Raw genomic sequence first — 26,597 nt, 5'->3', positions numbered from 1 at the left:
GGTTCTCCCCCCGGTTCGATGCGTAAATGCGTACAAAAAAAGCACAAATACTCAGGAGCACTCTCTATTATGTTTAAGAATGCATTTGCTAACCTGCAAAAGGTGGGTAAATCGCTGATGCTGCCAGTCTCCGTACTGCCTATCGCAGGTATCCTGCTGGGCGTCGGGTCTGCAAACTTCAGCTGGCTGCCGGTCGTTGTCTCTCACGTTATGGCGGAAGCGGGCGGTTCAGTCTTCGCCAACATGCCGCTTATCTTCGCTATCGGTGTGGCACTGGGCTTCACTAACAACGATGGCGTATCTGCCCTGGCGTCGGTTGTTGCCTATGGCATCATGGTGAAAACCATGGCCGTGGTCGCGCCTCTGGTCCTGCACCTGCCTGCGGAAGAAATTGCAGCTAAACACCTGGCGGATACCGGCGTGCTTGGCGGTATTATCTCCGGTGCAATTGCGGCATACATGTTCAACCGTTTCTACCGCATCAAGCTGCCTGAGTATCTGGGCTTCTTCGCCGGTAAACGCTTTGTACCGATTATCTCCGGTCTGGCGGCTATCTTCACCGGCGTAGTGCTGTCCTTCATCTGGCCACCAATCGGTACGGCTATCCAGACCTTCTCTCAGTGGGCTGCATACCAGAACCCGGTTGTTGCCTTCGGTATCTATGGCTTCATCGAGCGCTGCCTGGTACCGTTTGGTCTGCACCATATCTGGAACGTTCCATTCCAGATGCAGATCGGTGAATACACCAACGCTGCGGGCCAGGTGTTCCACGGCGACATCCCTCGCTACATGGCAGGTGACCCGACTGCGGGCAAACTGTCCGGCGGCTTCCTGTTCAAAATGTACGGCCTGCCGGCTGCGGCCATTGCTATCTGGCACTCTGCTAAACCAGAGAACCGTGCAAAAGTGGGCGGGATCATGATCTCCGCGGCGCTGACTTCGTTCCTGACCGGTATCACCGAGCCAATCGAATTCTCCTTCATGTTCGTGGCCCCGATCCTGTACATCATTCACGCGATTCTGGCGGGTCTGGCATTCCCTATCTGTATCCTGCTGGGCATGCGTGACGGGACGTCCTTCTCTCACGGTCTGATTGACTTCATCGTGCTGAGCGGTAACAGCAGCAAACTGTGGCTGTTCCCAATTGTCGGTATCTGCTATGCGATCGTGTACTACACCATCTTCCGCGTACTGATTAAGGCACTGGATCTGAAAACCCCGGGTCGTGAAGACGCCACCGCAGAAACCACCGCTGGCGTAACCAGCGAAATGGCACCTGCTCTGGTTAGCGCTTTCGGCGGTAAAGAAAACATCACTAACCTCGACGCTTGTATCACCCGTCTGCGCGTTAGCGTGGCCGACGTGGCAAAAGTTGACCAGGCTGGCCTGAAAAAACTGGGTGCAGCAGGTGTGGTTGTCGCAGGTTCCGGCGTTCAGGCTATTTTCGGCACCAAGTCCGATAACCTGAAAACCGAAATGGATGAGTGGATCCGTAACAACTAAGTTTGTTCGGGGAGCGATAAGGGAGGCGAAAGCCTCCCTTTTTTGTTACTGAAAAAAGACGAATTTGTTTTAAAGGCCAGCACTTAACGAAAGAAAAGCGTGCAGAAGGTTGAGTCAAATGAGCGCCTCGCTCATACTCCCAACACCGTTTTCTCCTTCAAGGAACAGCTCATGGCCGAAGAAACTATTTTCAGTAAAATTATTCGTCGTGAAATTCCGGCGGATGTGGTTTACCAGGACGAACTGGTCACCGCGTTTCGTGATATTTCCCCTCAGGCACCCACCCACATCCTCATCATTCCAAACGTGCTTATCCCAACGGCCAATGACGTTAAAGCTGAACACGAGCTTGCGCTGGGGCGGATGATGACCGTTGCAGCTAAAATTGCAGAACAGGAAGGGATTGCCGCTGACGGCTACCGCCTGATCATGAACTGCAACCGACACGGTGGGCAAGAGGTGTACCATATTCACATGCACCTGCTGGGTGGCCGTCCGCTTGGCCCAATGCTGGCGCATAAGGACTGAGCCTATGTCGCGCTTTTCCCTGAGTCTGTTAGCGCTGCTGCTGGTGGCGGGCTGTAGCTCTAGCCCCGCCATTCCGGTGAACAACGACCAAACCCTGGTCATGGAATCTGCGGTGCTGGCGGCCGGGATTAGCGCGGAAAAACCGGATATCTCTCAACAGAATGGTGCCACGGTGGCCGAATCATCGCTGTATAATGAGCAGCATAAGCCGGTCACGCTGTACTACCGTTTCTACTGGTACGACAAAAAAGGGCTGGAAATCCACCCGCTTGAGCAAGTGCGTACCGTTACCCTCCCGGGGCAGTCTTCGCAGCGTATTGAATCGACTGCAGCCTGGCCGGGAGCCAAAAAAGTACGTCTTTCTCTCTCTGTAAGGAGCGAATTTTGATTAGGGGACTTCATCGTTATCTGGCCGTCACTGCGGTGGCGCTGATCCTGACCGGGTGTATTAATCGCGGCGAACAGCCTGCCCCGGTAGAAGAAGTTAAACCTGGCACAGAGCAGCCTGCTCAGCCGGAGCCTACCGTGCCAACGGTACCGACCGTGCCGACGCAGCCTGGCCCTGTGGAACAACCAGAGCCTACTATTCCGCCTCAGCCTAAGGTTCGCACCTATGACTGGAACAGTGCCATGCAGCCGATGGTCAGCAAAATGCTGCAGGCGGATGGCGTGACGCCGGGTAGCGTGTTGCTGGTGGACAGCGTCAACAACCGCACCAATGGCAGCCTGCAAACCAGCAGCGCGACTGAAGCCTTGCGCGGCGCGCTGGCCAACAACAACAAGTTCACGCTGGTTTCTGCGCAGCAGCTCTCGATGGCTAAGCAGCAGCTTGGGCTTTCCCCGCAGGACAGCTTAGGTACGCGAAGCAAAGCGATTGGCATTGCGCGTAACACCGGCGCACAGTACGTGCTTTACACCAACGCCAGCGGCAACGTGAACACGCCCACGCTGAAAATGCAGCTGATGCTGGTGCAAACTGGCGAAATCATCTGGTCGGGTAGCGGTGCTGTTCAGCAAACCAACTAAAGCATCGCTCGATGCGGCAGTGACTCGATACCTTCCGGCGGCTCAGGCCGCCGGTTGTGTTTCTGCGCTCGAGGGACTGAGCGGCACAAGCTACCGCGTAGAGACAGAAGCCGGCAGCTTTACGGCAAGAAAGCTGCCCGAACAGCGCTTGCCGGGGATTTCCCTTCGGCGGCATCATCGCGCGCTCAGGCAGTTGCCCGTCGGCATCGCGCCCGAGCCCTGGTGTCTGGCGGAAGGCTGGCTGTTCACCCGCTGGCTTGACGGCGAGGTTTTGCCGAACCTGGCCCCGCTCACTGAATTAACGGGCTTATTGTATTATCTTCATCGGCAGAAACCGTTCGGCTGGCGCATAAGCCTGGCTCCGCTGCTTGAGTTTTACTGGCAGGAAAGCGACCCAAACAGGCGAACCCTGACCTGGCTGCGTGAATTAAAGCGCCTGAAGCGGCGTAGGGAGCCCAGGCCTCTGCGGCTGGCCCCTCTGCATATGGATGTTCACGCGGGAAATCTGGTGCGGCAACCGGGCAATCGCCTGGGGCTTATTGACTGGGAATACGCCGGGGATGGCGATATTGCGCTGGAGCTGGCCGCCGTGCTGGCGGCAAACACCGTCGACAGTAAAGCGCTGCTGGAGTTGTATGCTGCTCAGGCTTCACTCAGCCTTGACGTCCTCAATCGCCAGGTTGCGCGCTGGCGGCCGTGGATAGCGTTACTTATGGCGTCCTGGTATGAATGCCGCTGGCGGCAAACCGGGGAGCAACATTTTATTACGCTGGCAGACGACGCGTGGCGCGCGCTGCGGGCGAGCAAACATCAGGAGAGAGTATTGTGGGCCCAGTAATGTTGGATGTGGCCGGCTTCGAGCTGGATGCGGAAGAGCGTGAAATTTTGCAGCACCCGCTGGTGGGCGGTTTGATTCTTTTTACCCGCAACTACCACGACCCGGAGCAGCTACGTGAACTGGTGCGCCAGATCCGTGAAGCTTCGCACCATCGTCTGGTTGTTGCCGTCGATCAGGAAGGCGGCCGCGTGCAGCGCTTCCGCGAAGGGTTTACCCGTCTGCCTGCGGCACAATCTTTTGCGGCACTCCGCGGCCTGGAAGAGGGCGGCAAGCTGGCGGCTGAGGCTGGCTGGCTGATGGCGAGCGAAATGATCGCCATGGATATCGACATCAGCTTTGCGCCGGTGCTGGATATCGGGCACATCAGCGCGGCCATTGGGGAACGTTCCTACCATGATGACCCGGCCAAAGCGCTGGCAATGGCCACGCGTTTTATCGACGGGATGCATGCTGCGGGCATGAAAACCACCGGTAAACACTTCCCTGGCCACGGGGCGGTCACCGCCGACTCGCACAAAGAAACCCCGCACGACCCGCGCCCGAAGGCGGAAATCCGCGAGCATGACATGCGCATTTTTGCCTCACTGATTCGCGAGAATAAGCTGGATGCCATCATGCCTGCCCACGTTATCTATGATGAAGTCGATCCGCGTCCGGCTAGCGGCTCTGAGTATTGGCTAAAAACGGTCCTGCGCGGCGAACTGGGCTTTAATGGTGTGATTTTTTCCGATGATTTGTCGATGGAAGGCGCGGCTATCATGGGCAGTTATGCCGAACGCGGTCAGGCATCGCTGGACGCCGGTTGCGATATGATCCTCGTCTGCAATAATCGTAAAGGGGCGGTGAGCGTGCTTGATAACCTGTCGCCGGTCAAAGCAGAACGTGTTACAGGTTTGTATCATAAAGGGTCATTTACCCGCGATGAGCTGCGTTCATCCGATCGCTGGAAGCAGGTGAACCAGCAGCTGGAAGCGCTGCACGAGCAGTGGCAGGCGCATAAGGCGGGCTAATATTCAGGTAATGAGGATGCGATGATAATCTATTTGCACGGTTTTGACTCAAACAGTCCCGGAAACCATGAAAAAGTGCTGCAGCTTCAGTTTATCGATCCCGACGTGCGGCTGATCAGCTACAGCACGCTGCATCCGAAGCACGACATGCAGCATCTGCTGAAGGAAGTCGACAAGATGCAGCAGCTTACCGACGACGAACGTCCCTTAATTTGCGGCGTGGGTCTCGGCGGATTCTGGGCGGAGCGCATTGGTTTTCTCTGCGATATGCGGCAGGTTATTTTTAACCCGAACCTTTACCCCCATGAAAACATGGAAGGGAAGATCGACAGGCCGGAAGAGTACGCGGATATCACCACCAAGTGCGTGCCAAACTTCCGTGAGAAGAACCGCGATCGATGCCTGGCTATTCTCTCGCGCAACGACGAAGCGCTGGACAACCGGCGCACGGCTGAAGCGCTGCATCACTACTATGAAATCGTCTGGGACGAGCAGCAAACCCACAAATTCAAAAATATCTCCCGGCATTTGCAACGCATTAAAGCCTTTAAAACCCTGGGCTAAATTTTCCCGTCATACTTCAAGCCGCAGGTGTGTTGGCTGCACCTGCTATTCGGCTCATCCATGAGCCTCACCCTAAAGGGCCGCTGCGAGCAGCGTTCAAATCTATTCCCGACAGATTTGTCACCCCAGTCACATAGTTAGCTATGCTCCTGGGGTTTCTCAGCTTTGCCGCCGTCCTGCAACTCGAATTATTTAGGGAAAATGTCATGGTCAGCCTCGCGCTGGCCTTTTTGTTTATCTTTTCGGCATAAAAATTGATGTACATCAATTTTGGTATGACCAATGCACCCTTCATGTTATTCTCGATAAAGTTTGGCGTTAAACGTGCAGTAACCCTTTGTTAATTAAAGGTTATTTAGATAACTTTTAATTAACAATTGGTTAATATTTTAGGGGGTCAAGTTGACTACACCATTGAAAAAAATAGTGATTGTTGGCGGCGGCGCTGGTGGTCTGGAGCTGGCGACTCAGTTGGGTAAAAAACTGGGGCGTGGCAAAAAAGCCAAAATTACGCTCGTCGACCGTAACCACAGCCACCTGTGGAAACCGCTGCTGCATGAAGTGGCTACCGGTTCGCTGGATGAAGGCGTGGATGCGCTGAGCTACCTGGCCCACGCGCGCAATCATCATTTCCAGTTCCAGCTGGGTTCCGTGGTGGATATCAACCGCGAAAGCAAAACGCTGACCATCGCCGAACTGCGCGATGAAAAGGGCGAGCTGCTGGTGCCTGAGCGCAAGCTGCCATACGACACGCTGGTGATGGCGCTGGGGAGCACCTCCAACGACTTCAACACCCCTGGCGTGAAAGAGAACTGCATCTTCCTCGACAACCCGCATCAGGCGCGTCGTTTCCATTCCGAGATGCTAAACCTGTTCCTGAAATACTCCGCCAACCTCGGCGCAAGCGGCAAGGTTAACATCGCTATCGTTGGTGGTGGCGCGACGGGCGTTGAGCTGTCTGCTGAGCTGCATAACGCCGTTAAGCAACTGCACAGCTACGGCTACAAAGGGCTGACCAACGAAGCGCTGAACGTCACGCTGGTGGAAGCCGGGGAGCGCATTCTGCCTGCGCTGCCGCCGCGCATTTCTGCCGCCGCGCACAGCGAACTGACCAAGCTTGGCGTTCGCGTGCTGACGCAAACCATGGTGACCAGTGCCGAAGCGCATGGCCTGAACACCAAAGACGGCGAGTTCATCGAAGCGGATCTGATGGTCTGGGCGGCGGGCATTAAAGCGCCAGACTTCATGAAAGATATCGGCGGCCTTGAAACTAACCGCATTAACCAGCTGGTGGTTGAGCCAACGCTGCAGACCACGCGCGACCCGGATATCTATGCTATCGGCGACTGTGCATCCTGTGCTCGCCCGGAAGGTGGTTTCGTGCCTCCTCGCGCTCAGGCCGCGCACCAGATGGCTTCCCGCGCGCTGACTAACATCCTTGCGCAGATGAAAGGCCAGCCGCTCAAAGCTTACAGTTATAAAGATCACGGTTCACTGGTTTCATTGTCCAAATTCTCCACCGTGGGTAGCCTGATGGGTAACCTGATGCGCGGCTCGATGATGGTGGAAGGCCGCATCGCCCGCTTCGTGTACATCTCCCTGTACCGTATGCACCAGATTGCGCTGCACGGTTATTTCAAAACTGGCCTGATGATGCTGGTGGGCAGCATCAACCGCGTGATTCGTCCACGCCTGAAGCTGCACTAAGTTTTATTTCCTTCCGAAACCCGGCCCCGTGCCGGGTTTTTTATTGCCGGGAAGCAGCATAACATTCGGCATATTCCTGGCGGATTGCTCGGAGTTGTCTTAAACACACGTTTTCACCGCACGATCCCGCACTTTTGATCCGTTGTCTGATTTCTCAATATTGTCACTGCAGTGCAAAATTAGGTTAACAACAAGGTCAGGAGGATGTCCTGTGAATAAATCAATGTTAGCGGGTATAGGTATTGGCGTGGCCGCTGCGCTGGGCGTGGCTGCGGTAGCCAGTTTGAACGTGTTTGACCGTGGTCCCCAGTATGCACAGGTGGTGTCAGCGACGCCAATCAAGGAAACGGTTAAAACACCGCGTCAGGAGTGCCGCAATGTGGCCGTGACGCACCGCAAACCTGTTCAGGATGAGAACCGTATTTTAGGTTCTGCTCTGGGCGCGGTGGCCGGGGGCGTCCTTGGTCATCAGTTTGGCGGTGGACGCGGGAAGGATGTTGCCACGGTCGTGGGCGCGCTGGGCGGCGGCTACGCCGGGAACCAGGTGCAGGGCGCGATGCAGGAGGGGGATACCTACACCACCACCCAGCAGCGCTGCAAGACTGTGTATGACAAATCAGAAAAAATGCTCGGTTATGATGTGACCTACAAAATCGGCGATCAGCAGGGCAAAATCCGCATGGATAAAGACCCTGGCACTCAGATCCCGCTGGACAGCAAAGGCCAGCTGGTGCTGAACAAAGCCTGATACCGAGTCTTAAAATATAAACCCGCCTTTCGGCGGGTTTTGTGTTTCTAGTGCTCGCCGCGCAGCGTTTGCTGCAGCGTCAATAAAACCCTGACTTCCTGAATTCTGCGGCGGGTTAAGGCGGGAATCGTCACAGGAGCCTGCTCAAACAGTGTTTTACCGGCAAAAATGACCTCTCCGAGGCAGCGGTCGTACAGCGGTCCGCTGATATCCAGTTTTACCTCGTCGTCAACGCTCAGGGTTTCATTTACCCCGCGTCTGTCGACGGCAATCACTCTGCCATCTTTCAGCACGATATTAATACCTTTTTGCCCCCCTGCGGGCCCGGCATATTTGTTCAGCTGCAGCACGCAGGGGATGCCGCCCATTTCCCCGCGCAGCAGCGCCTGGCCCTCTGCCGTGGTGACATCGCCGGGCACAATGCCGTTGCCGAGCCGGTCTTTGGCCAGCAGCAACTCCAGCTCCAGCGCTTCGTCAGCGCCCGCCTGCATCAGCGTTTCGCGCATCATCGCCAGCACATGCGTGCCGATGTCCACGATAACGCCGTCCGGGTGGTGCAGCGCACGAGTATCAGGCTCGCCGGTGGCAAAATTCAGCGCAATCGGCTCTCCGACGGCATTAAACCCGCTGGGCTCCAGCAGGAATCCCTCGATACGGTCGATATCTTCGAGGCGGTCGATAAAACGTGCCGCATCGGTTCTCACCATCCAGTGATCCAGGGCGAGCACCCGCGCGGCAATGGCCGGATCGCTCAGCAATGATGTCAGTTCGTCCAACTGCTGAAGCGTTGCCGAGACGGGTTTTTCCACCACGACGGGCAGCGAACTTTGCTGTAGCACCTGCTTCAGGATCGGCCAATGCTGGAGCGATGACGTGGTGATAAACACCAGGTCAAGCGGCAGCGCCAGAAGCTGGGTTAGGGAGGGGAGAAGCGTGATGGCATCAGAGCGGTAGCATGGGGCGGGATCAAACCCATAGCAAACCACATCGCGCCGGGCGAGTCGCTGAATAGCTGGCAGGTAAGCCGTTTCTATTACGCTGCCCACGCCAATAAACCCAACTTGCATATCGTCTCCGGTCATAAGAGAGGAAAATATCCCTTATTTTTAAAAGACTATTTTACGCGGGTCGAGGGATAAACTGTTAGGAAGGGTAAGCGTGTGAACTTGCCCGGCAGCTGCCGGGCAAGGAAGAGGCTTAGAACAGCACAGAGTAGTTCATGCCGAAGGTGCGACCACGGCCTTTGTAGTCATACAGCGAAGCAGGGCCGTAGCCCGGGCTGTAGTACAGTGGCGCACGCTGGCCCCAAACGGTGGTGTAATCACGGTCAAAGACGTTTTCGACGCTAAAGCTGAGTTTACCCGCCGGAAGCTCGTAGCTGCCCAGTAAATCAACAGTGGTGTAACCGTCGATGCTGTAGCCTGCCGCGTCGCTTACGTTAAACGACGTTGTGCTCTGCACGCGAAGGCTCCACGGATCTGGTGCCCAGCCAATATAGGCGGTCGCTTTCGACGGGCTGGCGACTTTCACGTCATATTTCTGCCAGCTGCCGTTAACTTTTGACTCGGTTTTTAAGACGTTGAAGTTAGCGCCGGTGCTCCAGTTGGTGTCTGGAATAAAGTAGTCCACCGCGCCTTCCACGCCGTAAATACGACGCTTGTCGTCAACAACGCTGATGGTCAGGTCTTTATTCGCCAGCACGCTCTTATCGGACAGCGAGTAGTAGGCGGCAATCTGCGTGCGCAGGCTGTCGCCGGTGTAGCGCCAGCCCAGTTCGTAGGAATCAACCTTCACGCCCTGCAGTTTGCTCGCGCCGACGTTGACGCTGTTGGTCAGCGGCAGGTGGCCGTTAACCGCCGCGCCATAGGTGCCACGGCCGTAGTATTTACCCGGATCAGGCAGCTCCACGCCCTGGGAGAAATTCAGCCAGGCCTGTTGGCGCTCGGTGATGTGCATCAGCAGGCCGGCGTTGAACAGGAAGTTGTCGTAGTCGGTGGAGCCGCCAGGAATGGCGTCAGCAGATTTTGCCGTGCCGGCCGCGATTTGCTGCTGCTGCGCGTAGCCGATGAAATCATCAATCTTGTTCTCGGTGTACTGGTAACGCACGCCGCCGCTCAGGGTAAAGATCTCGTTGATGTCATAGCTGGACTGCAGGAACGCCGCCATGTTGCTGATGTCATACGCCGGGTAACGTCCGGTGGTATAGATTTTCTGGTTGTTCAGGCCACCGGAGGCGCTGGCCTGTGCCAAATCGAAGAACATCTGGTTGGAGGTGAAGCGCTCGTGGTCCGCGTCCAGGCCGTAGGTCAGCTGCCAGCCGTCGAGCGGCTTGCTGTTCAGCGTCAGCTTCGCGCCGTACTGATTAGTATCCTGCTGGGAAGAGGAGAACGCCGTGGCTTTTTTGTTGGCGTTTACCGTCGGGAACGGATAGAACAGCAGCGATTCATCGCGGTAGTAAACCTGGCCCACCAGCTCCTGACCGAGGAAGTCGCTGTTGGAATACTGCATGCTGATCAGGTGGCGCTCTGTGCCCGGAACACGGTCAGAGTTCAGTCCTTTGCTCACGTACGGGCTGCTTGTCCCGCTGATGGCAGAGAAGTTTTTCCCGAGGTTCAGGCCGTAGTCGTCGTCGCCCTTACTTTTGTAATACTGGGTAACGAGCTGCAGCTGCTGGTTTTCATCGATATTCAGCGTGCCGGTACCCATCACGTCCAGGCGGTCGGAATACTGTAACCCGGTCTGGGTGTTGTCGAGCAGGGTGGCATCACCGTTGCCGTCAAACCAGCCGCCGAATTTCTGATAGGCCACTGACGCACGGCCAGAAATATGGTCGTTCCCGCCGGAAATGGCACTGGCGACGCGCTCATCGTGGTCTTTGCTGCTGTTAAAGCCGCTCTTGATCCCGGTCTCAAACTCTACCTGTGTATCCTTCTGGCCTTTTTTGGTCACGATATTAATCAGACCGCCGGTACTGCCGCCGCCGTACAGGGCGGTCGCGCCGGAAATGACTTCAATATGATCGATGTTGAACGGATCGATAGAGTCCAGCTGGCGGCTGTCGGTACGGGAAGAGTTGAGACGCACGCCGTCAACCAGCACGACCAGCGGGCGACCACGGACGTTCATGCCGTAGTTGGTACGGCTCTGGCTGCTGACGTCGAGGCCGGGGATCAGCTGGGCCAGCGCATCTTTAAACTCTTTGCCGCCCTGGATCTGCTGCTCCAGTTCGGCTTTCTCGATCACCCAGGTGGTTTGGGCCATCTCGGCGACGGTGCGGTTGCTGCGGTTGGCGGAAACCACCATCGTCTCGTCACTGGTTTGCTGTGCCACTGCCGGCGCCATCATGGCGAGCAGTAACGGATTGAGCGCCCAAAGCGTTTGCTTTTTGGTTATCATCATTGTTCCTTCATACGGGCTGACAAACATCGGCCCAAATATGCTGTGTCCTCGTCATTCTTCAATTTGACGCGGGGTTAACGGTTACCCCCGTCCCGCAGTGGCCTGCGTGCCGGGGGATAAACTCAGTTAGCGCCGGGCTGCATTTCGAATGATTTTGAGGAGTAGTGAGTTAAGGACGCAGCGCTGTGCTGCGGTTTTTCCCGGCTGCCGCTGCGCCATTGGATCAGCGCGGGCGGCGTACTGAGATCGAACAAATCACGCCCCAGCGCGCGATTCAGGATTTTGGCGGAGCGCCACGCCATCAGGCTCAGCTGCGGCTCGGCAATGCCGTGGGTTTGCATGCTGGCGTTGACCGCGAAGATGTTATTTCCGGCCGGGCCATTCCACTCCAGCGTAAAGTCGTCGCGCACTTTGAAGTTGCACTCATCCAGCATCGTCATGCGTGACATTAACGGCGAAAGCATTTGCGGCAGCGTAGGGCGGTAGCCGGTGGCGAAAATCACCACGTCGCTGTCCAGCGTGTCATAGCCCTTGTCCAGATGGTGTTCCAGCAGCAGCTGCCAGCCCTGGCCACGGCTTTCAAGGCCTGTTACAGAGCGGCTTGGCAGCAGGCGAGCATTGCGCGGCAGCCCGAGCACTTCAAAGCGGTGATACAGCTCGCGGTAGATGGTCAGCAGCGAATCGGCGGTAATGCCGTCGGAGGTCATCTTCTGCTCATCGAGCATTTTCTGCCGCGCGCCTTCATTCAGGCCCACAAAGCCGGTGACGTATTCCGGCGTGAAGTATTCGTTGGCAAACGCGGCTTCATCCAGCGCGTTAAAGTTATTGCGGCGTGAAACCCAGTTCACTTCGGCAACTTCGCCCCAGGCGCCACGGAACGCATTCAGGAACAGGTCGGCACCGCTTTGCCCGCCGCCAACCACCGTGACGCGTTTCCCGGCCAGATTCGGCAGACGCAGGCTCATTTCGCTGGCGTGGAAGCAGGTTGGCGTGGCGGCTTTTACGCACGGCGGCAGGTGAGGCTGCTTGCCAATGCCGAGGCAAATGTTGCGCGCCAGCGTTTCCCCCTGGCCGGTCTGCACCACAAACAGCTTGCGCTGCTCGTCGAAATCAACGCGCTCAACCGTCTGGTTAAACTGCAGGTTGTTCATGCACTCTGCGGCCCAGCGCAGGTAGTCCGAAAACTCATCGCGCGAGACGGTGCGCAGCTCGGTGGTCAGAAAACGGTAGAATTTTTTACGTTTCACCAGGTAGTTCACAAAGCTGAACGGGCTGGTGGGGGCCACGGCGCTGACCAGGTCTTTCAGGAACATGGTCTGCATATGGCAGTCCGGCACTAACATGCCCGGGTGCCACGCAAAGTCAGGGCGGCTGTCAAAGAACTGGCTGCTAAATCCCTCTGCTTCGTGAGACAGCGCCGCAATGCTCAGGTTAAACGGGCCGATACCTACGCCAATAAAATCAACAGTGTTTGTCATAATTCAATCCCTGGTTACCAGCCACAGCGGGTTTTGCAGATCCTCGAGGTAATTCGGCAGCATACGGCTACCGCCGTCCTGGTCAGGCCAGGTCAGTTTTACCGGGTTCAGCACAACGCGGATGATTTGTGGCTTAAAGAGTGAGAAAAGCGCAAAACGCGCCGACATTTGCGGGTGTTCCTGCATGTAATCACTCAACACTGCGGCCAGCAGCTGATAAAAGCGTCTCTCCGGCACGCCAAGGCGGGCCATGAGCGGCGAAACAAAACGCAGCACCGTCACAAAATGGCCGGTCTGCAAATCATGAATTAAATAGTCGGCGCTCAGGCGGGCGGTCACATCCCGCACTTCCTGAGGCAGGGAGTCCATCTCCGGGAACTCATCCTTCACCAGACGCATATCGCCCTGAAAATCTTTCAGCAGCACGCGCTGCGGCACGCCGTCTTTCATGGCTAGCGTAATATTTTGTCCATGGGCGATCAGCGCCACGCCATAGCGGCAGAGCAGGTGATACAGCGGCACCACCACCACGCGGAACATCTGCGTCAGCCAGGCTTCTGCATCCATGCCGGAGCGGGCAATATAGGCCCCAATCAGCGGCTGATTGTTTTCGTCGCACTCCATCAGGGTCGCCATCAGAATCGGCGTCTCGTCAGGCTTCAGCCAGCGGGTCGGGTTCTCGCGCCAGATAACGCCCAGCATCTCCTGGTAGCGATAGGGCGCCTGAGCCAGCGCGGCGTAGCCCTCATGAGAAACATAGCCGGCAGCCGGTTCGCCGAGGATCACCGCCCCGGTTTTCACCAGCGTGCTGTCGGTAGCAAAGACGTTCTGCAGCCAGCGGGAAGCCAGCGGCCCGGCGGCAATGTACTTGCCCGGAATACCGCGGTAGCAGGAGGTGTTGTAAATCGTCAGCGGCAGCTTGATGTCTAACCCGCCCTGGCGGCTGGCGTTGGTCAGGGTGCGCAGCGACTGCTGGGCCAGCCACTGATCGCCAAATTCGCCCAGAGACACCATCTTGCCTTCGGCGAGATCGGCCACGAAATCCAGCGCAATTTTCTGCTGCCACTGCCACGGATGCACCGGCAGCGGCAGCCAGTTATCATCCAGGCCATTGTTCTGCCACGCCTGCGTAAAGCGGGCCAGCTCCTGCTCGTCCATCGCGGCGGCGATAAGCTGCTGAATATCCAGTTCGCTATCGCAGCGCCAGACCATATGTTCGCGTTTAACCGCCAGCCAGTGCAGCTGGAAGGTATTGGCATACTCCGGCGCATAGCGCTCCAGCGCCTCTTTGCCCCAGCCGCGACGCCCTTTGTTAAAGGCAAATTTCGGGTGGCCGCTCAGCAGGCACTGCAGGCGGTCAGCGTCGAGATCGATCAGGTTATCAGCGCTCATGCCGCGGCGCGCTTTCAGCAGCTGCAGGTCGCCCAGCAGCGTGGCGTACAGATCCTGCATATGCTCGGCCACGGTGGCGTCGCTCATCGACAACACCGGCTTGAGCTGCATGAGCAGCGTCTGCGCTAGCACAGGCTCGTCCGCACAGCGCAGCGTTTGCGCGTCTACCCACAGCCAGCCCCAGATGCCGCGCTCGGCGTTAAAATGCCACTCGGCCCCGGCTAAGCTGATGCAGTAGCGATTTTCGCCCAGCGATTCGGCCTGAAAAACCTGCTCGTACTCCAGCTCAGCCAGCATTTTGGCTACCAGCTGGCGGTTAACGAAATCCCAATCCTTGCGATTCATTACAGGCCTACCTCGCTAAAGAAGTTGTGGCGGTTAGCCATGACCAGGCGTGAACGCTTGTGCGGGAAGTCAAATTCCTTGCGCGTCACATAGCCCGCAGGCTCCAGATGCTTGAACAGGCGCTGGTTGTCGGCGCGCGGCTCCAGCACGGTACGCTGCGTGCGCGGCTCGTCCAGCAGAAGGTAGTGGGTTAAGCCACGCAGCCAGCTTTGTACATAGTGCGCGCCGCGCCACTGCTGCTCGCCCACCAGCAGATGCAGGCCGCGATCAAACGGCTGCCACGGGTAATGGCGGCCGATGCGATCTTCCGCTGCCCAGTAAATTTCGAAGTAGCTGAACGGCTGGTCATCAAAGCAGCCGATCAGCGGAAACGCATGTTTTCCGGTGAGCTGGCGCTCCAGATACGCGGTTTGTACCTCCCGCGAGCCGCTTTGCTCCCAGAAATAGTCCACGCGCGGATCGTTCATCCAGCGGGTAAAATGTTCTGCGTCCAACGCCGGATCGGCCACGCGGAAACTCAGCGTTTTGCGAACGCGCGGATCGTAGCGGCGGTAAACTTCACCGGACGGGCGGGCAGGGCGCAGCGGGTAATAGATCTCGCGCTCAGCGTCAAATACCATTTCGCCGGAAGCATGCTTCGCCGGAGCGCTGAGCCACAGCGGTTGCTGCCAGAAGGTTGCGCGGTGAACGATGTCGCTTTTCAGCAGATCGAACAGCACCAGCGCCTGCGGTTCTTCCCGCCATTCGGCGTAAGGCAGCACGATGGAGGTAAGCTGCGGTGCCGCGACGAACATCTGATCCAGCGCATCGCGCAGCCAGCCTGCAGGCAGTTCGCCCGGCCAGTGCAGGACCGCGCCGCCGTCCTGGCCCCAGCTCAGATTCAGAGGCTTATTGAGCTTTTCACAGCACAGCCCGTGGCCGCCGTGAACAATAGATGCCTGAAACATTCAGCCCTCCTGAGCCAGCAGCGGGTTTACAAAGTCGAAGTAAATCACCGAAGGATCGACGATGGTGTTTTCGTTATGGTCGTGCAGGTAGCAGAAGAAGTTCCCCTTCACGTTCCAGTGCGGGCTTTCCAGCACGTAGTCGAGGCAGGTTTTATGCGTCACCTCGTCACGCACGGCGCTAAGCGCGCTGCGTACACGGCTCATCAGGTTCACTTCGCTATCCAGCCCCGCAGCACCCAGCGCGGCGGTCACGGCGAAGGTCGAATTGACCAGCAGGTAGTAAGGGAAGTAGCGCAGCAGCTGTTCGCGGGTGAAGACGTTTTCCGCCTGTGCTTCGCCAATCATGTCGAGCCAGCCTGCGGCATGCGGCATAAAAGCGCTGCCCTGGCAGTCGCGGTAGATAAGCCCGACCGGCAGATCCTGCTGCATCTCCACCAGAATATTTTGTTGGTGAGCGAGGAGAACCAGGCCGTAATCCGCTTCGGCGGTAAACAGCGGCTTCAGCACCTGCTGGCAATAGGCGTCGACCCAGGCGTGTGCAGCCTGTTTCGGCGTGATCCTAAGACGAGAGCTCAGGCGGTTCACGGCGGCAACCAGCAGGGAATCTCCGCCGTCCGGGGCTGACTGGGTCAGGGAAACCAGGACGTTAGTCTGGCTCTGCGGCTGCTCAACCAGCAGGTTTTCGCGCAGGGCAAACAGGCTTTCTTCCATGATGTTGCCGTGGAGATCGCGCAGTCCGGCCCAGCCGTCTTCCTGCATCACGCGGAAGGTCGGGAAGCGGGCCTGCAGCGTTTGCCAGCGGTCAGTTTGCGCCAGGCGCGCCAGGCGCATGCCGCGTTTAACTTCTTTTACCGACAGCGTACGCACGGAGTTGGTCAGGCGCACGCTCAGAGAAAACTTGATCATGTCGCGGCTGGTGGCGCAGTAAAGCGAGCGCGAAGAAGTGGTCGGCAGCCATGGTGCACCGGCTTCGCCTAAATCTTTCACCAAACCTTTGGCGACCAGCTGCTGGCACCAGTCCTGCTCCAGCAGATAGCCGGCCTGCCACGGATGCAGCGGGAACAGCCATTGATTGTCGCTGAGCTCGCTCAGCAGCTGCGGCGCATTTTCAGCCGCAAAGCGCGTCAGGCGCTGCTGCAGATTGAGGTGCAGACTTTCGCCCGCCAGGTAGCTTTTATCTACGGCGAACCAGCGCAGCGGGAAATGCGGGGCGAAGTCAGGCAGATAGCGCTCGGCTTCCTGCTGGTTAAACGGTTCGTGGGATTTTGGCGCCGGGTGAAAGGCGTGTCCCACCAGCAATGCCTGCTCGGCTTCGCCAAAATTCAGCGCTTTTTCGCGCAGCCCATTCCAGTCATGACGGGCTTCAATCGCCTGCTGCGTGTGGGCATGGCTTTCCATTACGCGCTGATAAAACGCTTCGCAGCCGGTGGCTGGCAGCATCTGCTGGTGCTGGAGTTTATCGACAATCAGCTGGGAAAGGGTGGTGAAGTCTATCGGCTGACTGCCGGTGGCAGTGACCAGACGAGCCGGGAATTCGAAGCGGTGATGCTGGGTGGGAGAGAAATAGGCCACTTTGAAGTAGAGCGCCTGCTGTTCCCCCAGGGGGATAATGAGTTCGGCTGGGTGGCTGTCGGTCAGTCGCCAGTCGCTGGTTTCACGGACAAGGGAATTAAGAAAGCACTGTGCGGCCACATCCCAGGCCAGAGTTTTATTTGGCAAAGTCATCATCAAACAGTTTCCACGCGTTATGATAATGCGAATTCTGCCGATAACGTTTCTCATTATCAATAACAATTGTTAGAATAGATAAAATTAATTTTACAAATACGCACAATAACCACACGGGTTAGTAACATTTTGACATCGCTAGAACTGGCGGATTCGCCGCAAAAATCCCTTTCCTGTTGGCCACTTGCGCTGAGCGCCGGGCTACTTGGCGTCGGGCAAAACGGCCTGCTGGTCGCGATCCCGGTGCTGGTGATGCAGACACATCTGAGCCTGTCCGTCTGGGCGGCATTGCTAACGCTTGGGTCGATGCTGTTTTTACCGTCCTCGCCGTGGTGGGGGAAACAGATTGCGCGCCTCGGCAGTAAGCCCGTGGTGCTTTGGGCGCTGGGAGGCTATGGCGCAAGCTTTATGCTGCTCGGACTTGGCTGCCTGCTGCTGGCCACGGATGCGGTCGCGGGTTATCTCGGGCTGGGCATATTGATTGTGGCGAGGATTATCTACGGCTTGACCGTGTCGGCGATGGTTCCGGCCTGCCAGGTCTGGGCGCTGCAGCGTGCCGGGGAAGGAAAGCGCATGGCGGCGCTGGCCACGATCAGCTCCGGGCTGAGCAGCGGGCGCTTGTTTGGCCCGCTTTGCGCCGCTGGCATGCTGGCGATTCATCCGCTCGCCCCGTTGGGACTTCTGATGGTCGCCCCGCTGCTGGCGCTGGTGATGCTGTTACGTCTGCCGGGCACGCCGCCGCAGCCCGCAGCCGAGCGTAAAAGCGCTCGTCTTCGGCCCGATTGCCTGCCTTATCTGCTGTGTGCCTTGCTGCTTTCGGCCTCGGTCAGCCTGATGCAGCTGGGGCTCTCTCCGGCGCTTGGTCGCCAGTTTGCCACGGATACCGCCGCAATTAGCCATCAGGTTGCCTGGCTGCTGAGCCTGGCCGCGGTGGCTTCGCTCTCCGCACAGTTTGGCATTCTCCGGCCACAGCGCCTGAAGCCAATGGGGCTCCTGTTGAGCGCCGGGCTGCTGATGATCGTTGGCCTGGCGATGATGATTTCCGTTCAGCTGTGGCTGTTTTACGTCGGCTGCGCGGTACTGTCGTTTGGGGCCGCGCTGGCGACCCCGGCCTATCAGCTGTTGCTGAACGACAAGCTTGCCGATGGGGCAGGGGCCGGCTGGGTCGCGACCAGCCACACTCTGGGCTACGGGCTTTGTGCCATGCTGGTGCCGCTGGTATCAAAAACGGGCGCTGAGGCAGCGCTGATTATGGTGGCCTTTTTAGCCGCCGTGTTATTTACCGTGGTGTCCGGCGTTATCTGGCGCAGCCGCCACCGTTCACGTCATTCTGTAATTTAAGCGTAAGGAAAAGTTATGGCTGGAGTTCAGGGCTATCGTCTGTTTAACGTTCAACTGGCGCGGAAAACGGCCGTGTCGCCTTCGCTGCTGAGCCTGGTATTTAGCGGGCCTGATGTGGCGCAGATGAAATGTGACTCGCCTGATCAGCGTATTAAAATGCTGTTTCCGTCCGAAGACGGAACGCTGCCGTCGCTGCCTGCCGAAGGGCAGTGGTACCAGATTGCCCAGGGGATGCCAAAAGAGAAGCGCCCGGTGATCCGTACCTATACGCTGCGCCATGTCGATCCTGCCCGTCAGGAAGTGACGGTGGAGTTTGTCAGCCACGGCACTGAAGGCCCGGCCTCCGTATGGGCGATTAATTCTGTTCCCGGCGATGCTATCCAGATTGTGGCCCCGAACGCCGCCCACCCGGAAGACAGCGGCGGCTATGAATGGACGCCGCCTGCCGGGCTGCGAAACGCGCTGATTATCGCTGATGAGACGGCTTTACCCGCCGCACGAGGCATTCTGGAAATGCTGGCTCGCCAGGCTCAGCCGCCAAAAATACAGGCCTTTTTTGAGGTGCCGGACGAAGGGGACTGCGTGGACTTAAGCGCCTATGGCTTCGCCGAGATCAACTGGCTGCCGCGCAAAACCGTCTCTGCCACCCACGGCGAATGCCTGATTCAGGCGGTAAAAATGCAGGCGAGGGTGCCGGAAAGCGGCCATCACGAAGCCGTCCAGGAAGAGGCCGAAGGCGAACTGCTGTGGGATAAAGCCACCACCGGTAGCAACGAGTTTTACGGCTGGGTAGCGGCGGAGTCGACGGTGGTTAAGCTGCTGCGCCGCCATTTGATTGGCGAACGTGGCGTTGAGCAAGAAGCCATTAACTTTATGGCCTACTGGGCGAAAGGGCGAGTTCGCTAGTGAAAAGGGCGGCCATTGGCCGCCCTGGATCAGATCTTCTTCAACTGCGGCATCAACATCACCGTGGTTTTCACAATCTGCATTAACTCTTCATAGCTGGCGTTCTCGCGGGCGCTGACCGACATCCCCTGAATGATGCAGCACAGGTATTTTGCCAGGCAGCGAATGTTACGTTCCGCCGGGATCTCGCCTTTTTGCTGGCGCATTTCAAGGAAACGCACCAGCGTTTGTTCCTGCACGGCATGGCGGGCTTTTATCGTTGCGGCGATGTCTTCCGACGACGCGGCCAGCACGGATGAGGTGCAAATGATAAAGCAACCAGCGGGCGTGCTCTTATCGGTAAAACATTGCGCGACCGCGGAAAGATAGTTCTCCAGCGCGGCTTCCATGGTCTGCTCTTCACAGAACAGGCAGGCCTCGTGCTTCGCCGCAAAACGCGCGATATAGCGATCCAGCACCGCGCGGAACAGGCCTTCTTTGTTGATGAACTCCGCGTAGAGCGTTGGGGCCTTTGCCCCGGTGGCTTCTACCAGATGCGCCATGGATGTTGCTTCATAGCCATGCTGCCAGAAGAGTGTCATGGCCTTGTCGAGTGCTGCTTCCCTGTCAAACACTTTTGGACGGCCACGGCTTTTTTTGCTGCAACTTAAAGTCTCGGTTGCCATACCTGCCGTTTAACCTCTGTCTAATTAGTGAACACTTATTATAAAAATAATCGGCGGCGGTAGCCAGTGCCACGTTATGAAAAATAATTATTTCTTATCACAATGAAAAATAGCGCTTTTTTTAATTAATTAACGGTCGTTATTAAAATGTGTTGACGTGTGATGTGGATCACGATTATGATTTAGTTATCGATCGTTAACTAATTAAGTTTAACGACCTAACGTTCACCTGCTTAGGACCTGAATCATGAAAACCTTAACTACTCTGTTCGCTGCCGCTGTGATTAGCTCACTCTCATTTGCAAGCTTTGCGGCGGTTGAAGTTTCTGCTACCCCTGCTGGTCAGCAAAAAGTTGGCACCATCAGCGCCAATGCCGGCAGCAACCTCTCTTCCCTGGAAGAACAGTTGGCCGCGAAGGCCGATGCAATGGGCGCTAAATCGTTCCGTATTACCTCCGTTAACGGTCCGAACACCCTGCACGGTACTGCCGTCATCTATAAATAAGCCAGACGTTAACCCTCAATACGTTTGACCTTATTCGTTATATGCCACTGCAAGCAAAAGGCCCTGTCTATCGACAGGGCCTTTTTTTACGCATAAAACCTGAACTCAGATTTCGTTGTTCAACTGGTCAGTCGCATGGGCATTGACGTTGACCGGCATCCCGGAACGGTGCTCCATGGCCTGTTCCATCACCTGCGCATCGGTTTTAGGTGCGTTGCGGAACTGCGTCATCTGCTCGTTTAGCACAATCGGCAGAACTTTCGGGTCATCATCAATCGCTTTGGACAGCGGCTGGTGAACTTCAACCAGGCGGGAGCCATCCGGCTCAACGGACGCTTTGATTGGCGTGTTGATGATGCGCACTGAAGTGCCGACCGGAACCGTGTTGAACAGCGCTTTGATATCGCCGTCGCGCAGGCGGATACAGCCGGAACTGACGCGCATACCGATGCCGAAGTCGGCGTTGGTGCCGTGCAGCAGGTAAACGCCGCCGAACGCTGCCAGGCGAATCGCGTGGTGCCCCATCGGGTTATCCGGCCCCGCAGGAACCACGGCCGGGAGCTTAATGCCCTGCGCCAGGTAACGCGCCCGAATATTGGCCGTTGGTGTCCAGGTCGGGTTGGCCCGTTTGTCGGAAATTTTGGTCACCATCGTCGGGGTCAGCGTGTCTCCGCCCAGCTGGCCAATGCCAATCGGATAAACGGTGACGCTGTTTTTCCCTGCCGGGAAATAGTACAGACGCAGTTCGGCGAGGTTAATCACGATGCCCTCGCGTGGGACGTCCGGCAGCAGCATCTGGCGCGGGATGGTCAGCACGCTCCCGGCGCGGGGCACATAAGGATCCACGCCCGGGTTGGCCTGCAGCAACGCCAGGAAACCGACGTTGTACTTTTTGGCAATGGCCTCCAGCGAACCGCCGTCGTTTTCAACCTGATGGAACAGGTTTTTGCCGATCAGGCGGCTGTTAGCGGCGGGAAGCGGATAATCGTTAGCGCTGGCGGGCAGCGCCATGGCCGCGGCACCCAGTAAGGCGGCGGCGGTAAACCAGCGGCGGAAAGACAAAGTACGCGAAGCAAACATAGCTTAAACCCTGCGATTTTAATGGTTAATTTTTGAGGCAGATAAACGCCAATTATCGCTGAGCTGCGTGTCGGGAAGTCCTGGGAATTGCAAAGAGTGTGTAAATGTCACAGAAAATTGCGCCTTACCGGGCGGTAAGGCGCAGAGGCGTCAGGCCGCGGCGTTTTCCGCCAGGCTGCGCATAAAGTTACGCACCCATTCCATGCGCGTTTTCCTGTCCTCAAGCTCCTGGAAGAACTTCAGTCGGGTAGGGCCGTCAAGGCGGTAATGCTGCGGCTGCTTCTGCAGCAGGCCAATCAGCCATACCGGATCAACGTGGTTTTTCTCCGCGAACTCGATGGTGCCGCCTTTTTCATTGCCCTCAATCTTACGCACGCCCAGCCTCTGTGCCTGCTGGCGCAGCGCGGCGATGTCCAGCAGATTACGTGCCGCATCCGGCAGAAGGCCAAATCGGTCTATCAGCTCAACTTTCAGCTCGTCCAGCTCGTGCTCGCCTTTGGCGCTGGCGATGCGTTTGTAGAACGACAGGCGCGTATTGACGTCGGGAATAAAATCATCCGGCAGCAGGGCGGGCATTCGCAGCTCGACCTCTGTCTGGCTGTTGGTGAGATCTTCCAGCGAGGGCTCGCGGCCCTCTTTCAGCGCATCGACGGCGTTTTCCAGCAGCTCCATGTACAGCGAGAAGCCGATAGTTTCCATCTGCCCGCTCTGATCTTCCCCCAGCAGCTCGCCCGCGCCGCGAATTTCCAGGTCGTGGGTGGCTAACGCGAACCCGGCACCTAAATCTTCCAGCGAGGCAATGGCCTCCAGGCGTTTTTGCGCGTCCGTGGTCATTGCCTTCGGGTGCGGCGTCAGCAGCCAGGCATAGGCCTGGTGGTGAGAACGCCCGACGCGGCCACGCAGCTGGTGAAGCTGCGCCAGGCCAAAGTGGTCGGCCCGCTCGATGATGATGGTATTGGCGGTCGGAATATCGATCCCGGTTTCGATGATCGTGGTGCACACCAGCACGTTAAAACGCTGGTGGTGGAAGTCGTTCATCACCCGCTCCAGCTCGCGCTCGCGCATCTGGCCGTGGCCGATGGCAATCCGCGCTTCTGGCACCAGTTCAGCCAGCTTATCGGCGGCTTTCTGAATGTTTTCGACGTCGTTGAAAAGGTAATACACCTGGCCACCGCGCAGCACTTCACGCAGGATGGCTTCCCGCACTACCAGATTGTCGTACTCGCGCACGAAGGTTTTCACCGCCAGGCGGCGTGCCGGAGGCGTGGCGATAATCGACAAGTCGCGCATGCCGCTCATTGCCATATTCAGGGTTCGCGGAATAGGCGTTGCGGTCAGCGTCAGAATATCCACGTCGGCGCGCATCGCTTTGATGCGCTCTTTGTGGCGCACGCCAAAGCGGTGCTCTTCATCGACAATCAACAGCCCAAGATCGCGCCATTTCACGTCGGCCTGCAGCAGCTTGTGGGTGCCGATCAGAATATCGATTTTCCCTTCGCTGGCCTGTTCCAGAATTTGAGTCTGTTCTTTGGCGCTGCGGAAGCGGGAAAGCATTTCAATGCGCAACGGCCAGTTGGCGAAGCGGTCGCGGAAGTTGTCGTAGTGCTGCTGAGCCAGCAGGGTCGTCGGCACCAGCACCGCCACCTGTTTGTTGTTCTCCACTGCCAGGAATGCGGCACGCATCGCAACTTCGGTTTTACCGAAGCCCACGTCACCACACACCAGCCTGTCCATCGCCAGCGGGCGACACATGTCACTCAGCACGGCGTTGATGGCCTGAGCCTGGTCCGGGGTAGTTTCGAACGGGAAGCTGTCACAGAACAGCTGGTACTGCTCGCGATCGTGCTTAAAGGCAAAGCCTTCTTTGGCGGCGCGCATCGCATAGATATCCAGCAGTTCAGCGGCGACATCGCGCACTTTCTCCGCTGCTTTTTGGCGGGCGCGGGACCAGGCATCGCTGCCCAGCTTGTGCAGCGGCGCATTTTCGTCGGCGCCGCCCGCGTAGCGGCTGATCAGGTGCAGGGACGAAACCGGGACGTAAAGTTTGGCGTCGCCCGCGTAGGTCAGCATCAGGTATTCGGCGGTAATGCCCCCGGCTTCCAGCGTGGTCAGCCCGGCGTAACGGCCCACGCCGTGTTCCAGGTGAACCACCGGCTGGCCCGCATGCAGCTCGGCCAGGTTGCGGATCAGCGTGTCCGGGTTAATGGTGCGGCGGCTGTCCTGGCGACGGCGGCTGACGCGCTCGCCCAGCAGGTCGCTTTCGCAAATCAGCGCCCGGTTGCGTAGGGTATCAATAAAGCCGTGCTCGCTGGCGCCGATCATCAGATAGCGGCCGTTATTTTCGGCTTCTTCCAGGCGGTAAATGCGTTTTGGTGCGATTTTGATGCGGCCCAGCAGTTCGCCCAGGGCTTCACGGCGGCCTTCGCTTTCGACAGAGAAAATCACCGGCCCGGTGAAGGACTCAAGGAACTTCCGCAGGTTGTCCAGCGGGGCTTTTTGCTGCGTCTGCACGGCCAGATCCGGCAGTGCCTTGTAACCCAGATTCACGTTGGCGGCTTTCTTCGCCAGCGAATCCGTTTTGAGCTGCACGCGCGGCCAGGCTTTCAGCTCGCTAAACAGAGAGTCGGTTTTCAGCCACAGATCTTCCGGCGGCAGAAGAGGGCGCATCGGATCCACGCCGCGATTTTCAAAGCGGGCGTTTGCGTCCAGCCAGAAGCGCTCGGCGCTGGCTTCCAGATCGCCGGTGTTCACCAGCAGCGTGTTGGCCGGGAAATAGCTAAACAGCGTCGGCAGCGGTTCGCTGAAGAACAGCGGCTGCCAGTATTCGATCCCGGCAGGCAGCGTGCCTTTGCTCACCTGCTGGTAGATATGTTCGGCGTCGCGCTTGACGTCGAACTTGTCGCGCCACTGGCTACGGAACAGCTCAATGGCGTTTTTGTCGGTCGGGAATTCATGGGCCGGCAGCAGATTGATAGCGTCCACTTCTTCCAGCGTGCGCTGAGAATCCACGTCGAAGACGCGCAGGCTGTCGATTTCATCGTCAAAGAAGTCAATGCGGTACGGTTGGGCGCTGCCCATCGGGTAGAGGTCAAGCAGGGCGCCACGGGTGGCAAATTCGCCGTGCTCCATTACCTGGTCGACGCTGCGATACCCGGCCTGTTCCAGCTGCGCGCGCAGGTTATCCCGTGACAGGCGCTGGCCTTTTTTCATCACCAGCGCGTGGCCGTGCAGGTAGCTGTGCGGGCAAACGCGCTGCATCAGCGTGTTCACCGGCATGATCAGCACGCCGCGCTGCATGGTCGGCAGCTGGTAAAGCGTGGACAGGCGCGAGGAGATGATTTCCTGATGCGGCGAGAAGCTGTCGTACGGCAGCGTTTCCCAGTCGGCGAGATTGACCACCAGGTTGTCGGTGAACTGGGTGATTTCATCGTGCAGGCGCAGCGCGTTCTGCATATCCGGGGCAATCAGCACCACCGGGCCGCTATGGCGTTCAACGATTTCGGCGACTTCGGTCGCGCAGGCTGAACCGGTCAGCTCGCCCAGCAGGCGTTGTTCTGCGGGTTTACTCGGTAGGTCGTAACGGGCATGTTCAGGCATAGTCAGCGCGCGTTCTCCAGAAAGCCGTGTTTTCACGGTAATAATATAAATTTTCTCTACTTATTATCCGTGATGGCGGCGCGAGTGCAACCGCTGAAAATAGCGATAGATGCGGTTCAGAGCATTTGTCGTTTCTGCTGGCTGAGCTTGCGATATTGCTGGGGTGACATACCGACGTAGCGGCTGAAGGTGCTATAGAATCGGCTACTGGATCGGAACCCCGCGGTCATCGCCACATCGAGGATGGTTTTGTCGGTGTCGCTGAGCAGAGCGCGTACGTGATTAACGCGCATCACCGTAATGTACTGTTTTAACGTGAGCTGCATGACGCGCTGGAAAATACCCATTGCATAGTTGGCATTGAGTTTTACGTGATCTGCGACGTCGTTGATGGTCAGCGCCTGATCGTAATTATCGGCAATAAAGCCCAGCATCTGGCTGACATAGAATTGCGCGTGACGGGAGACGCTGTTCTTGTGGGTGCGCGAGGTTTTGTTAAGCAGGATAGGCTGCCATCCCGAAAGGCTAAAGCGCTTAAGCATCAGACCAATTTCATCGATCGCCAACTGCCGGATCTGCTCGTTCGGGCTGTTGGCTTCCTGCTGCCAGCGCAGGACTTCAAAGGTGCTGAGCTGCTGAGTCTCGAGTGATTTCACCACCATGCCGTGAGTCACGTGGTTAATGAGTTCGCGATCCAGTGGCCAGGAGAGAAAGAGGTGCATCGGCAGGCTCAAAATCGCCATTTGCCGGCAGTTGCCCGGGCGCGTTAACTGATGCGGCGTACAAGCCCAGAACATCGTGATATGGCCCTGTTTGATCTGCACCACTTCGTTGTTAATCAGATATTCCACGTCGCCGTCAAACGGCACGTTAACCTCCACCTGGCCGTGCCAGTGGCTGGCGGCCATAGCATGCGGTCGACGGAGCTCAATATCCATACGCTGATATTCAGAATAGAGTGACAGCGGACTGCGAGTCTGCTTCTCATCGCCGTTGCACATATGCGGGTCAGGCGGCAGAAAGGTAATTGGCTCATCGATCATTGTCGCTCCATTTCCTGAATTATCAGAATCATGCCATCAGTACGGATTCAGCCTCCGCCTCTCCAATTGATATTAGCCTGGCTAACAGGCCGGATACTCTGCTTTTCCGTCTGTTTATTCCCAAAAACTCAGATTTTGTAGCGATCGACATCAGATCTGAGTTTCCGGGAATGCTCCATGGGGAAGATGGAGGTTTTTGCCGGGGGCGCGTGCCACGATGAAGACGTTACCTACTGTTCTGGAGAGT

The 26,597-nt window shown here is 57.5% G+C and carries 22 protein-coding genes; 12 read left to right on the top strand and 10 right to left on the bottom strand.

Annotated features, from left to right (window positions below):
• The first annotated feature begins 69 nt into the window (after positions 1 to 69).
• From ptsG to WFK85_RS01155, 9 genes are all read left to right on the top strand, one after another.
• A complete protein-coding gene (gene ptsG / locus WFK85_RS01195; RefSeq protein ID WP_008453459.1) occupies positions 70 to 1,503 on the top strand; it encodes a PTS glucose transporter subunit IIBC in 1,434 nt (477 codons plus the stop codon).
• A gap of 171 nt (positions 1,504 to 1,674) precedes the next feature.
• The gene (gene hinT / locus WFK85_RS01190; RefSeq protein ID WP_008453457.1) at positions 1,675 to 2,031 is read left to right on the top strand and encodes a purine nucleoside phosphoramidase; all 357 of its coding nucleotides are present in this window, start codon (positions 1,675 to 1,677) and stop codon (positions 2,029 to 2,031) included.
• A 4-nt stretch (positions 2,032 to 2,035) separates the two neighbouring features.
• Entirely contained in the window at positions 2,036 to 2,419 is a 384-nt protein-coding gene (locus WFK85_RS01185; RefSeq protein WP_008453455.1) for a YcfL family protein, read from the top strand.
• Positions 2,416 to 3,057, top strand: coding sequence for a penicillin-binding protein activator LpoB (gene lpoB / locus WFK85_RS01180; protein WP_008453453.1), 642 nt, complete (start codon positions 2,416 to 2,418; stop codon positions 3,055 to 3,057). The genes WFK85_RS01185 and lpoB overlap by 4 nt, the downstream gene beginning before the upstream one ends.
• Positions 3,035 to 3,895, top strand: coding sequence for a thiamine kinase (gene thiK / locus WFK85_RS01175; protein ID WP_166993770.1), 861 nt, complete (start codon positions 3,035 to 3,037; stop codon positions 3,893 to 3,895). The genes lpoB and thiK overlap by 23 nt, the downstream gene beginning before the upstream one ends.
• Positions 3,883 to 4,905: a beta-N-acetylhexosaminidase gene (gene nagZ / locus WFK85_RS01170; RefSeq protein ID WP_336707920.1), complete on the top strand. Its 1,023-nt coding sequence runs from the start codon at positions 3,883 to 3,885 to the stop codon at positions 4,903 to 4,905. Before thiK ends, nagZ begins: the two co-directional genes overlap by 13 nt.
• 21 nt (positions 4,906 to 4,926) lie before the next feature.
• Positions 4,927 to 5,469: an alpha/beta hydrolase YcfP gene (gene ycfP / locus WFK85_RS01165; protein ID WP_008453447.1), complete on the top strand. Its 543-nt coding sequence runs from the start codon at positions 4,927 to 4,929 to the stop codon at positions 5,467 to 5,469.
• A 402-nt stretch (positions 5,470 to 5,871) separates the two neighbouring features.
• The gene (locus tag WFK85_RS01160; RefSeq protein ID WP_008453443.1) at positions 5,872 to 7,176 is read left to right on the top strand and encodes an NAD(P)/FAD-dependent oxidoreductase; all 1,305 of its coding nucleotides are present in this window, start codon (positions 5,872 to 5,874) and stop codon (positions 7,174 to 7,176) included.
• 211 nt (positions 7,177 to 7,387) lie between these two features.
• Positions 7,388 to 7,924 (top strand): glycine zipper 2TM domain-containing protein, encoded by a 537-nt coding sequence (locus WFK85_RS01155; RefSeq protein ID WP_008453441.1) that lies wholly within the window; start codon positions 7,388 to 7,390, stop codon positions 7,922 to 7,924.
• Positions 7,925 to 7,971: 47 nt separating this feature from the next.
• Here the strand turns inward: WFK85_RS01155 and WFK85_RS01150 are convergent, their stop codons facing one another.
• From WFK85_RS01150 to iucA, 6 genes are all read right to left on the bottom strand, one after another.
• The gene (locus WFK85_RS01150; RefSeq protein WP_166993776.1) at positions 7,972 to 8,991 is read right to left on the bottom strand and encodes a Gfo/Idh/MocA family oxidoreductase; all 1,020 of its coding nucleotides are present in this window, start codon (positions 8,989 to 8,991) and stop codon (positions 7,972 to 7,974) included.
• Between the two features lie 130 nt (positions 8,992 to 9,121).
• Positions 9,122 to 11,323 carry a ferric aerobactin receptor IutA gene (gene iutA / locus WFK85_RS01145; RefSeq protein WP_336707923.1) on the bottom strand — a complete coding sequence of 734 codons (2,202 nt, stop codon included), beginning with the start codon at positions 11,321 to 11,323 and terminating at the stop codon, positions 9,122 to 9,124.
• A 122-nt stretch (positions 11,324 to 11,445) separates the two neighbouring features.
• Positions 11,446 to 12,801, bottom strand: coding sequence for an NADPH-dependent L-lysine N(6)-monooxygenase (gene iucD / locus WFK85_RS01140; RefSeq protein ID WP_336707925.1), 1,356 nt, complete (start codon positions 12,799 to 12,801; stop codon positions 11,446 to 11,448).
• 3 nt (positions 12,802 to 12,804) lie between these two features.
• Entirely contained in the window at positions 12,805 to 14,538 is a 1,734-nt protein-coding gene (iucC, locus tag WFK85_RS01135; RefSeq protein WP_336707927.1) for an aerobactin synthase IucC, read from the bottom strand.
• On the bottom strand, positions 14,538 to 15,485 hold the full coding sequence (gene iucB / locus WFK85_RS01130) for a N(6)-hydroxylysine O-acetyltransferase (protein WP_336707929.1): 948 nt from the start codon (positions 15,483 to 15,485) through the stop codon (positions 14,538 to 14,540). The genes iucC and iucB overlap by 1 nt, the downstream gene beginning before the upstream one ends.
• Positions 15,486 to 17,210, bottom strand: a complete 1,725-nt coding sequence (gene iucA, locus WFK85_RS01125; RefSeq protein ID WP_166994050.1) for an aerobactin synthase IucA — start codon at positions 17,208 to 17,210, stop codon at positions 15,486 to 15,488. It lies immediately after the preceding gene.
• 132 nt (positions 17,211 to 17,342) lie between these two features.
• On the opposite strand from iucA, the gene WFK85_RS01120 reads away from it, so the two are divergent.
• Entirely contained in the window at positions 17,343 to 18,554 is a 1,212-nt protein-coding gene (locus tag WFK85_RS01120; RefSeq protein ID WP_166875117.1) for an MFS transporter, read from the top strand.
• Between the two features lie 15 nt (positions 18,555 to 18,569).
• Positions 18,570 to 19,460 (top strand): siderophore-interacting protein, encoded by an 891-nt coding sequence (locus tag WFK85_RS01115; protein ID WP_336707932.1) that lies wholly within the window; start codon positions 18,570 to 18,572, stop codon positions 19,458 to 19,460.
• Between the two features lie 29 nt (positions 19,461 to 19,489).
• On the opposite strand, the gene WFK85_RS01110 is transcribed toward WFK85_RS01115, so the two are convergent.
• Positions 19,490 to 20,125 carry a TetR/AcrR family transcriptional regulator gene (locus tag WFK85_RS01110; protein ID WP_008453420.1) on the bottom strand — a complete coding sequence of 212 codons (636 nt, stop codon included), beginning with the start codon at positions 20,123 to 20,125 and terminating at the stop codon, positions 19,490 to 19,492.
• A gap of 247 nt (positions 20,126 to 20,372) precedes the next feature.
• On the opposite strand from WFK85_RS01110, the gene bhsA reads away from it, so the two are divergent.
• Positions 20,373 to 20,630, top strand: coding sequence for a multiple stress resistance protein BhsA (gene bhsA, locus WFK85_RS01105; protein ID WP_008453418.1), 258 nt, complete (start codon positions 20,373 to 20,375; stop codon positions 20,628 to 20,630).
• A gap of 105 nt (positions 20,631 to 20,735) precedes the next feature.
• Here bhsA and ldtC read toward each other — a convergent pair whose 3' ends face one another.
• The 3 genes from ldtC to melR all read right to left on the bottom strand — a co-directional run bounded on the left by ldtC (position 20,736) and on the right by melR (position 26,350).
• Positions 20,736 to 21,710, bottom strand: a complete 975-nt coding sequence (gene ldtC / locus WFK85_RS01100; protein ID WP_336707936.1) for a L,D-transpeptidase LdtC — start codon at positions 21,708 to 21,710, stop codon at positions 20,736 to 20,738.
• A 150-nt stretch (positions 21,711 to 21,860) separates the two neighbouring features.
• Positions 21,861 to 25,307 carry a transcription-repair coupling factor gene (gene mfd / locus WFK85_RS01095; RefSeq protein ID WP_336707938.1) on the bottom strand — a complete coding sequence of 1,149 codons (3,447 nt, stop codon included), beginning with the start codon at positions 25,305 to 25,307 and terminating at the stop codon, positions 21,861 to 21,863.
• A gap of 116 nt (positions 25,308 to 25,423) precedes the next feature.
• The gene (gene melR / locus WFK85_RS01090; protein ID WP_166876527.1) at positions 25,424 to 26,350 is read right to left on the bottom strand and encodes a transcriptional regulator MelR; all 927 of its coding nucleotides are present in this window, start codon (positions 26,348 to 26,350) and stop codon (positions 25,424 to 25,426) included.
• Between the last annotated feature and the right edge of the window lie 247 nt (positions 26,351 to 26,597).

It is taken from the genome of Cedecea sp. VD22 (assembly GCF_037150195.1).
In the GTDB taxonomy this organism is placed as follows: domain Bacteria; phylum Pseudomonadota; class Gammaproteobacteria; order Enterobacterales; family Enterobacteriaceae; genus Cedecea.
The sequence above is the reverse complement of the archived record's forward strand: the minus strand, read 5'-3'. Positions and strand labels throughout refer to the sequence as shown.

Bases quoted from the DNA above. Each gene is read 5' to 3' on its own strand.
- bhsA (WP_008453418.1), top strand. From the start codon at position 20,373: ATGAAAACCTTAACTACTCTGTTCGCTGCCGCTGTGATTAGCTCACTC.
- mfd (WP_336707938.1), bottom strand. From the start codon at position 25,307: ATGCCTGAACATGCCCGTTACGACCTACCGAGTAAACCCGCAGAACAA.
- WFK85_RS01110 (WP_008453420.1), bottom strand. From the start codon at position 20,125: ATGGCAACCGAGACTTTAAGTTGCAGCAAAAAAAGCCGTGGCCGTCCA.
- ptsG (WP_008453459.1), top strand. From the start codon at position 70: ATGTTTAAGAATGCATTTGCTAACCTGCAAAAGGTGGGTAAATCGCTG.
- iucD (WP_336707925.1), bottom strand. From the start codon at position 12,801: ATGACAAACACTGTTGATTTTATTGGCGTAGGTATCGGCCCGTTTAAC.
- iucC (WP_336707927.1), bottom strand. From the start codon at position 14,538: ATGAATCGCAAGGATTGGGATTTCGTTAACCGCCAGCTGGTAGCCAAA.
- ldtC (WP_336707936.1), bottom strand. From the start codon at position 21,710: ATGTTTGCTTCGCGTACTTTGTCTTTCCGCCGCTGGTTTACCGCCGCC.
- iucA (WP_166994050.1), bottom strand. From the start codon at position 17,210: ATGACTTTGCCAAATAAAACTCTGGCCTGGGATGTGGCCGCACAGTGC.
- WFK85_RS01115 (WP_336707932.1), top strand. From the start codon at position 18,570: ATGGCTGGAGTTCAGGGCTATCGTCTGTTTAACGTTCAACTGGCGCGG.
- ycfP (WP_008453447.1), top strand. From the start codon at position 4,927: ATGATAATCTATTTGCACGGTTTTGACTCAAACAGTCCCGGAAACCAT.
- iucB (WP_336707929.1), bottom strand. From the start codon at position 15,485: ATGTTTCAGGCATCTATTGTTCACGGCGGCCACGGGCTGTGCTGTGAA.
- iutA (WP_336707923.1), bottom strand. From the start codon at position 11,323: ATGATGATAACCAAAAAGCAAACGCTTTGGGCGCTCAATCCGTTACTG.
- hinT (WP_008453457.1), top strand. From the start codon at position 1,675: ATGGCCGAAGAAACTATTTTCAGTAAAATTATTCGTCGTGAAATTCCG.
- WFK85_RS01150 (WP_166993776.1), bottom strand. From the start codon at position 8,991: ATGCAAGTTGGGTTTATTGGCGTGGGCAGCGTAATAGAAACGGCTTAC.
- WFK85_RS01185 (WP_008453455.1), top strand. From the start codon at position 2,036: ATGTCGCGCTTTTCCCTGAGTCTGTTAGCGCTGCTGCTGGTGGCGGGC.
- melR (WP_166876527.1), bottom strand. From the start codon at position 26,350: ATGATCGATGAGCCAATTACCTTTCTGCCGCCTGACCCGCATATGTGC.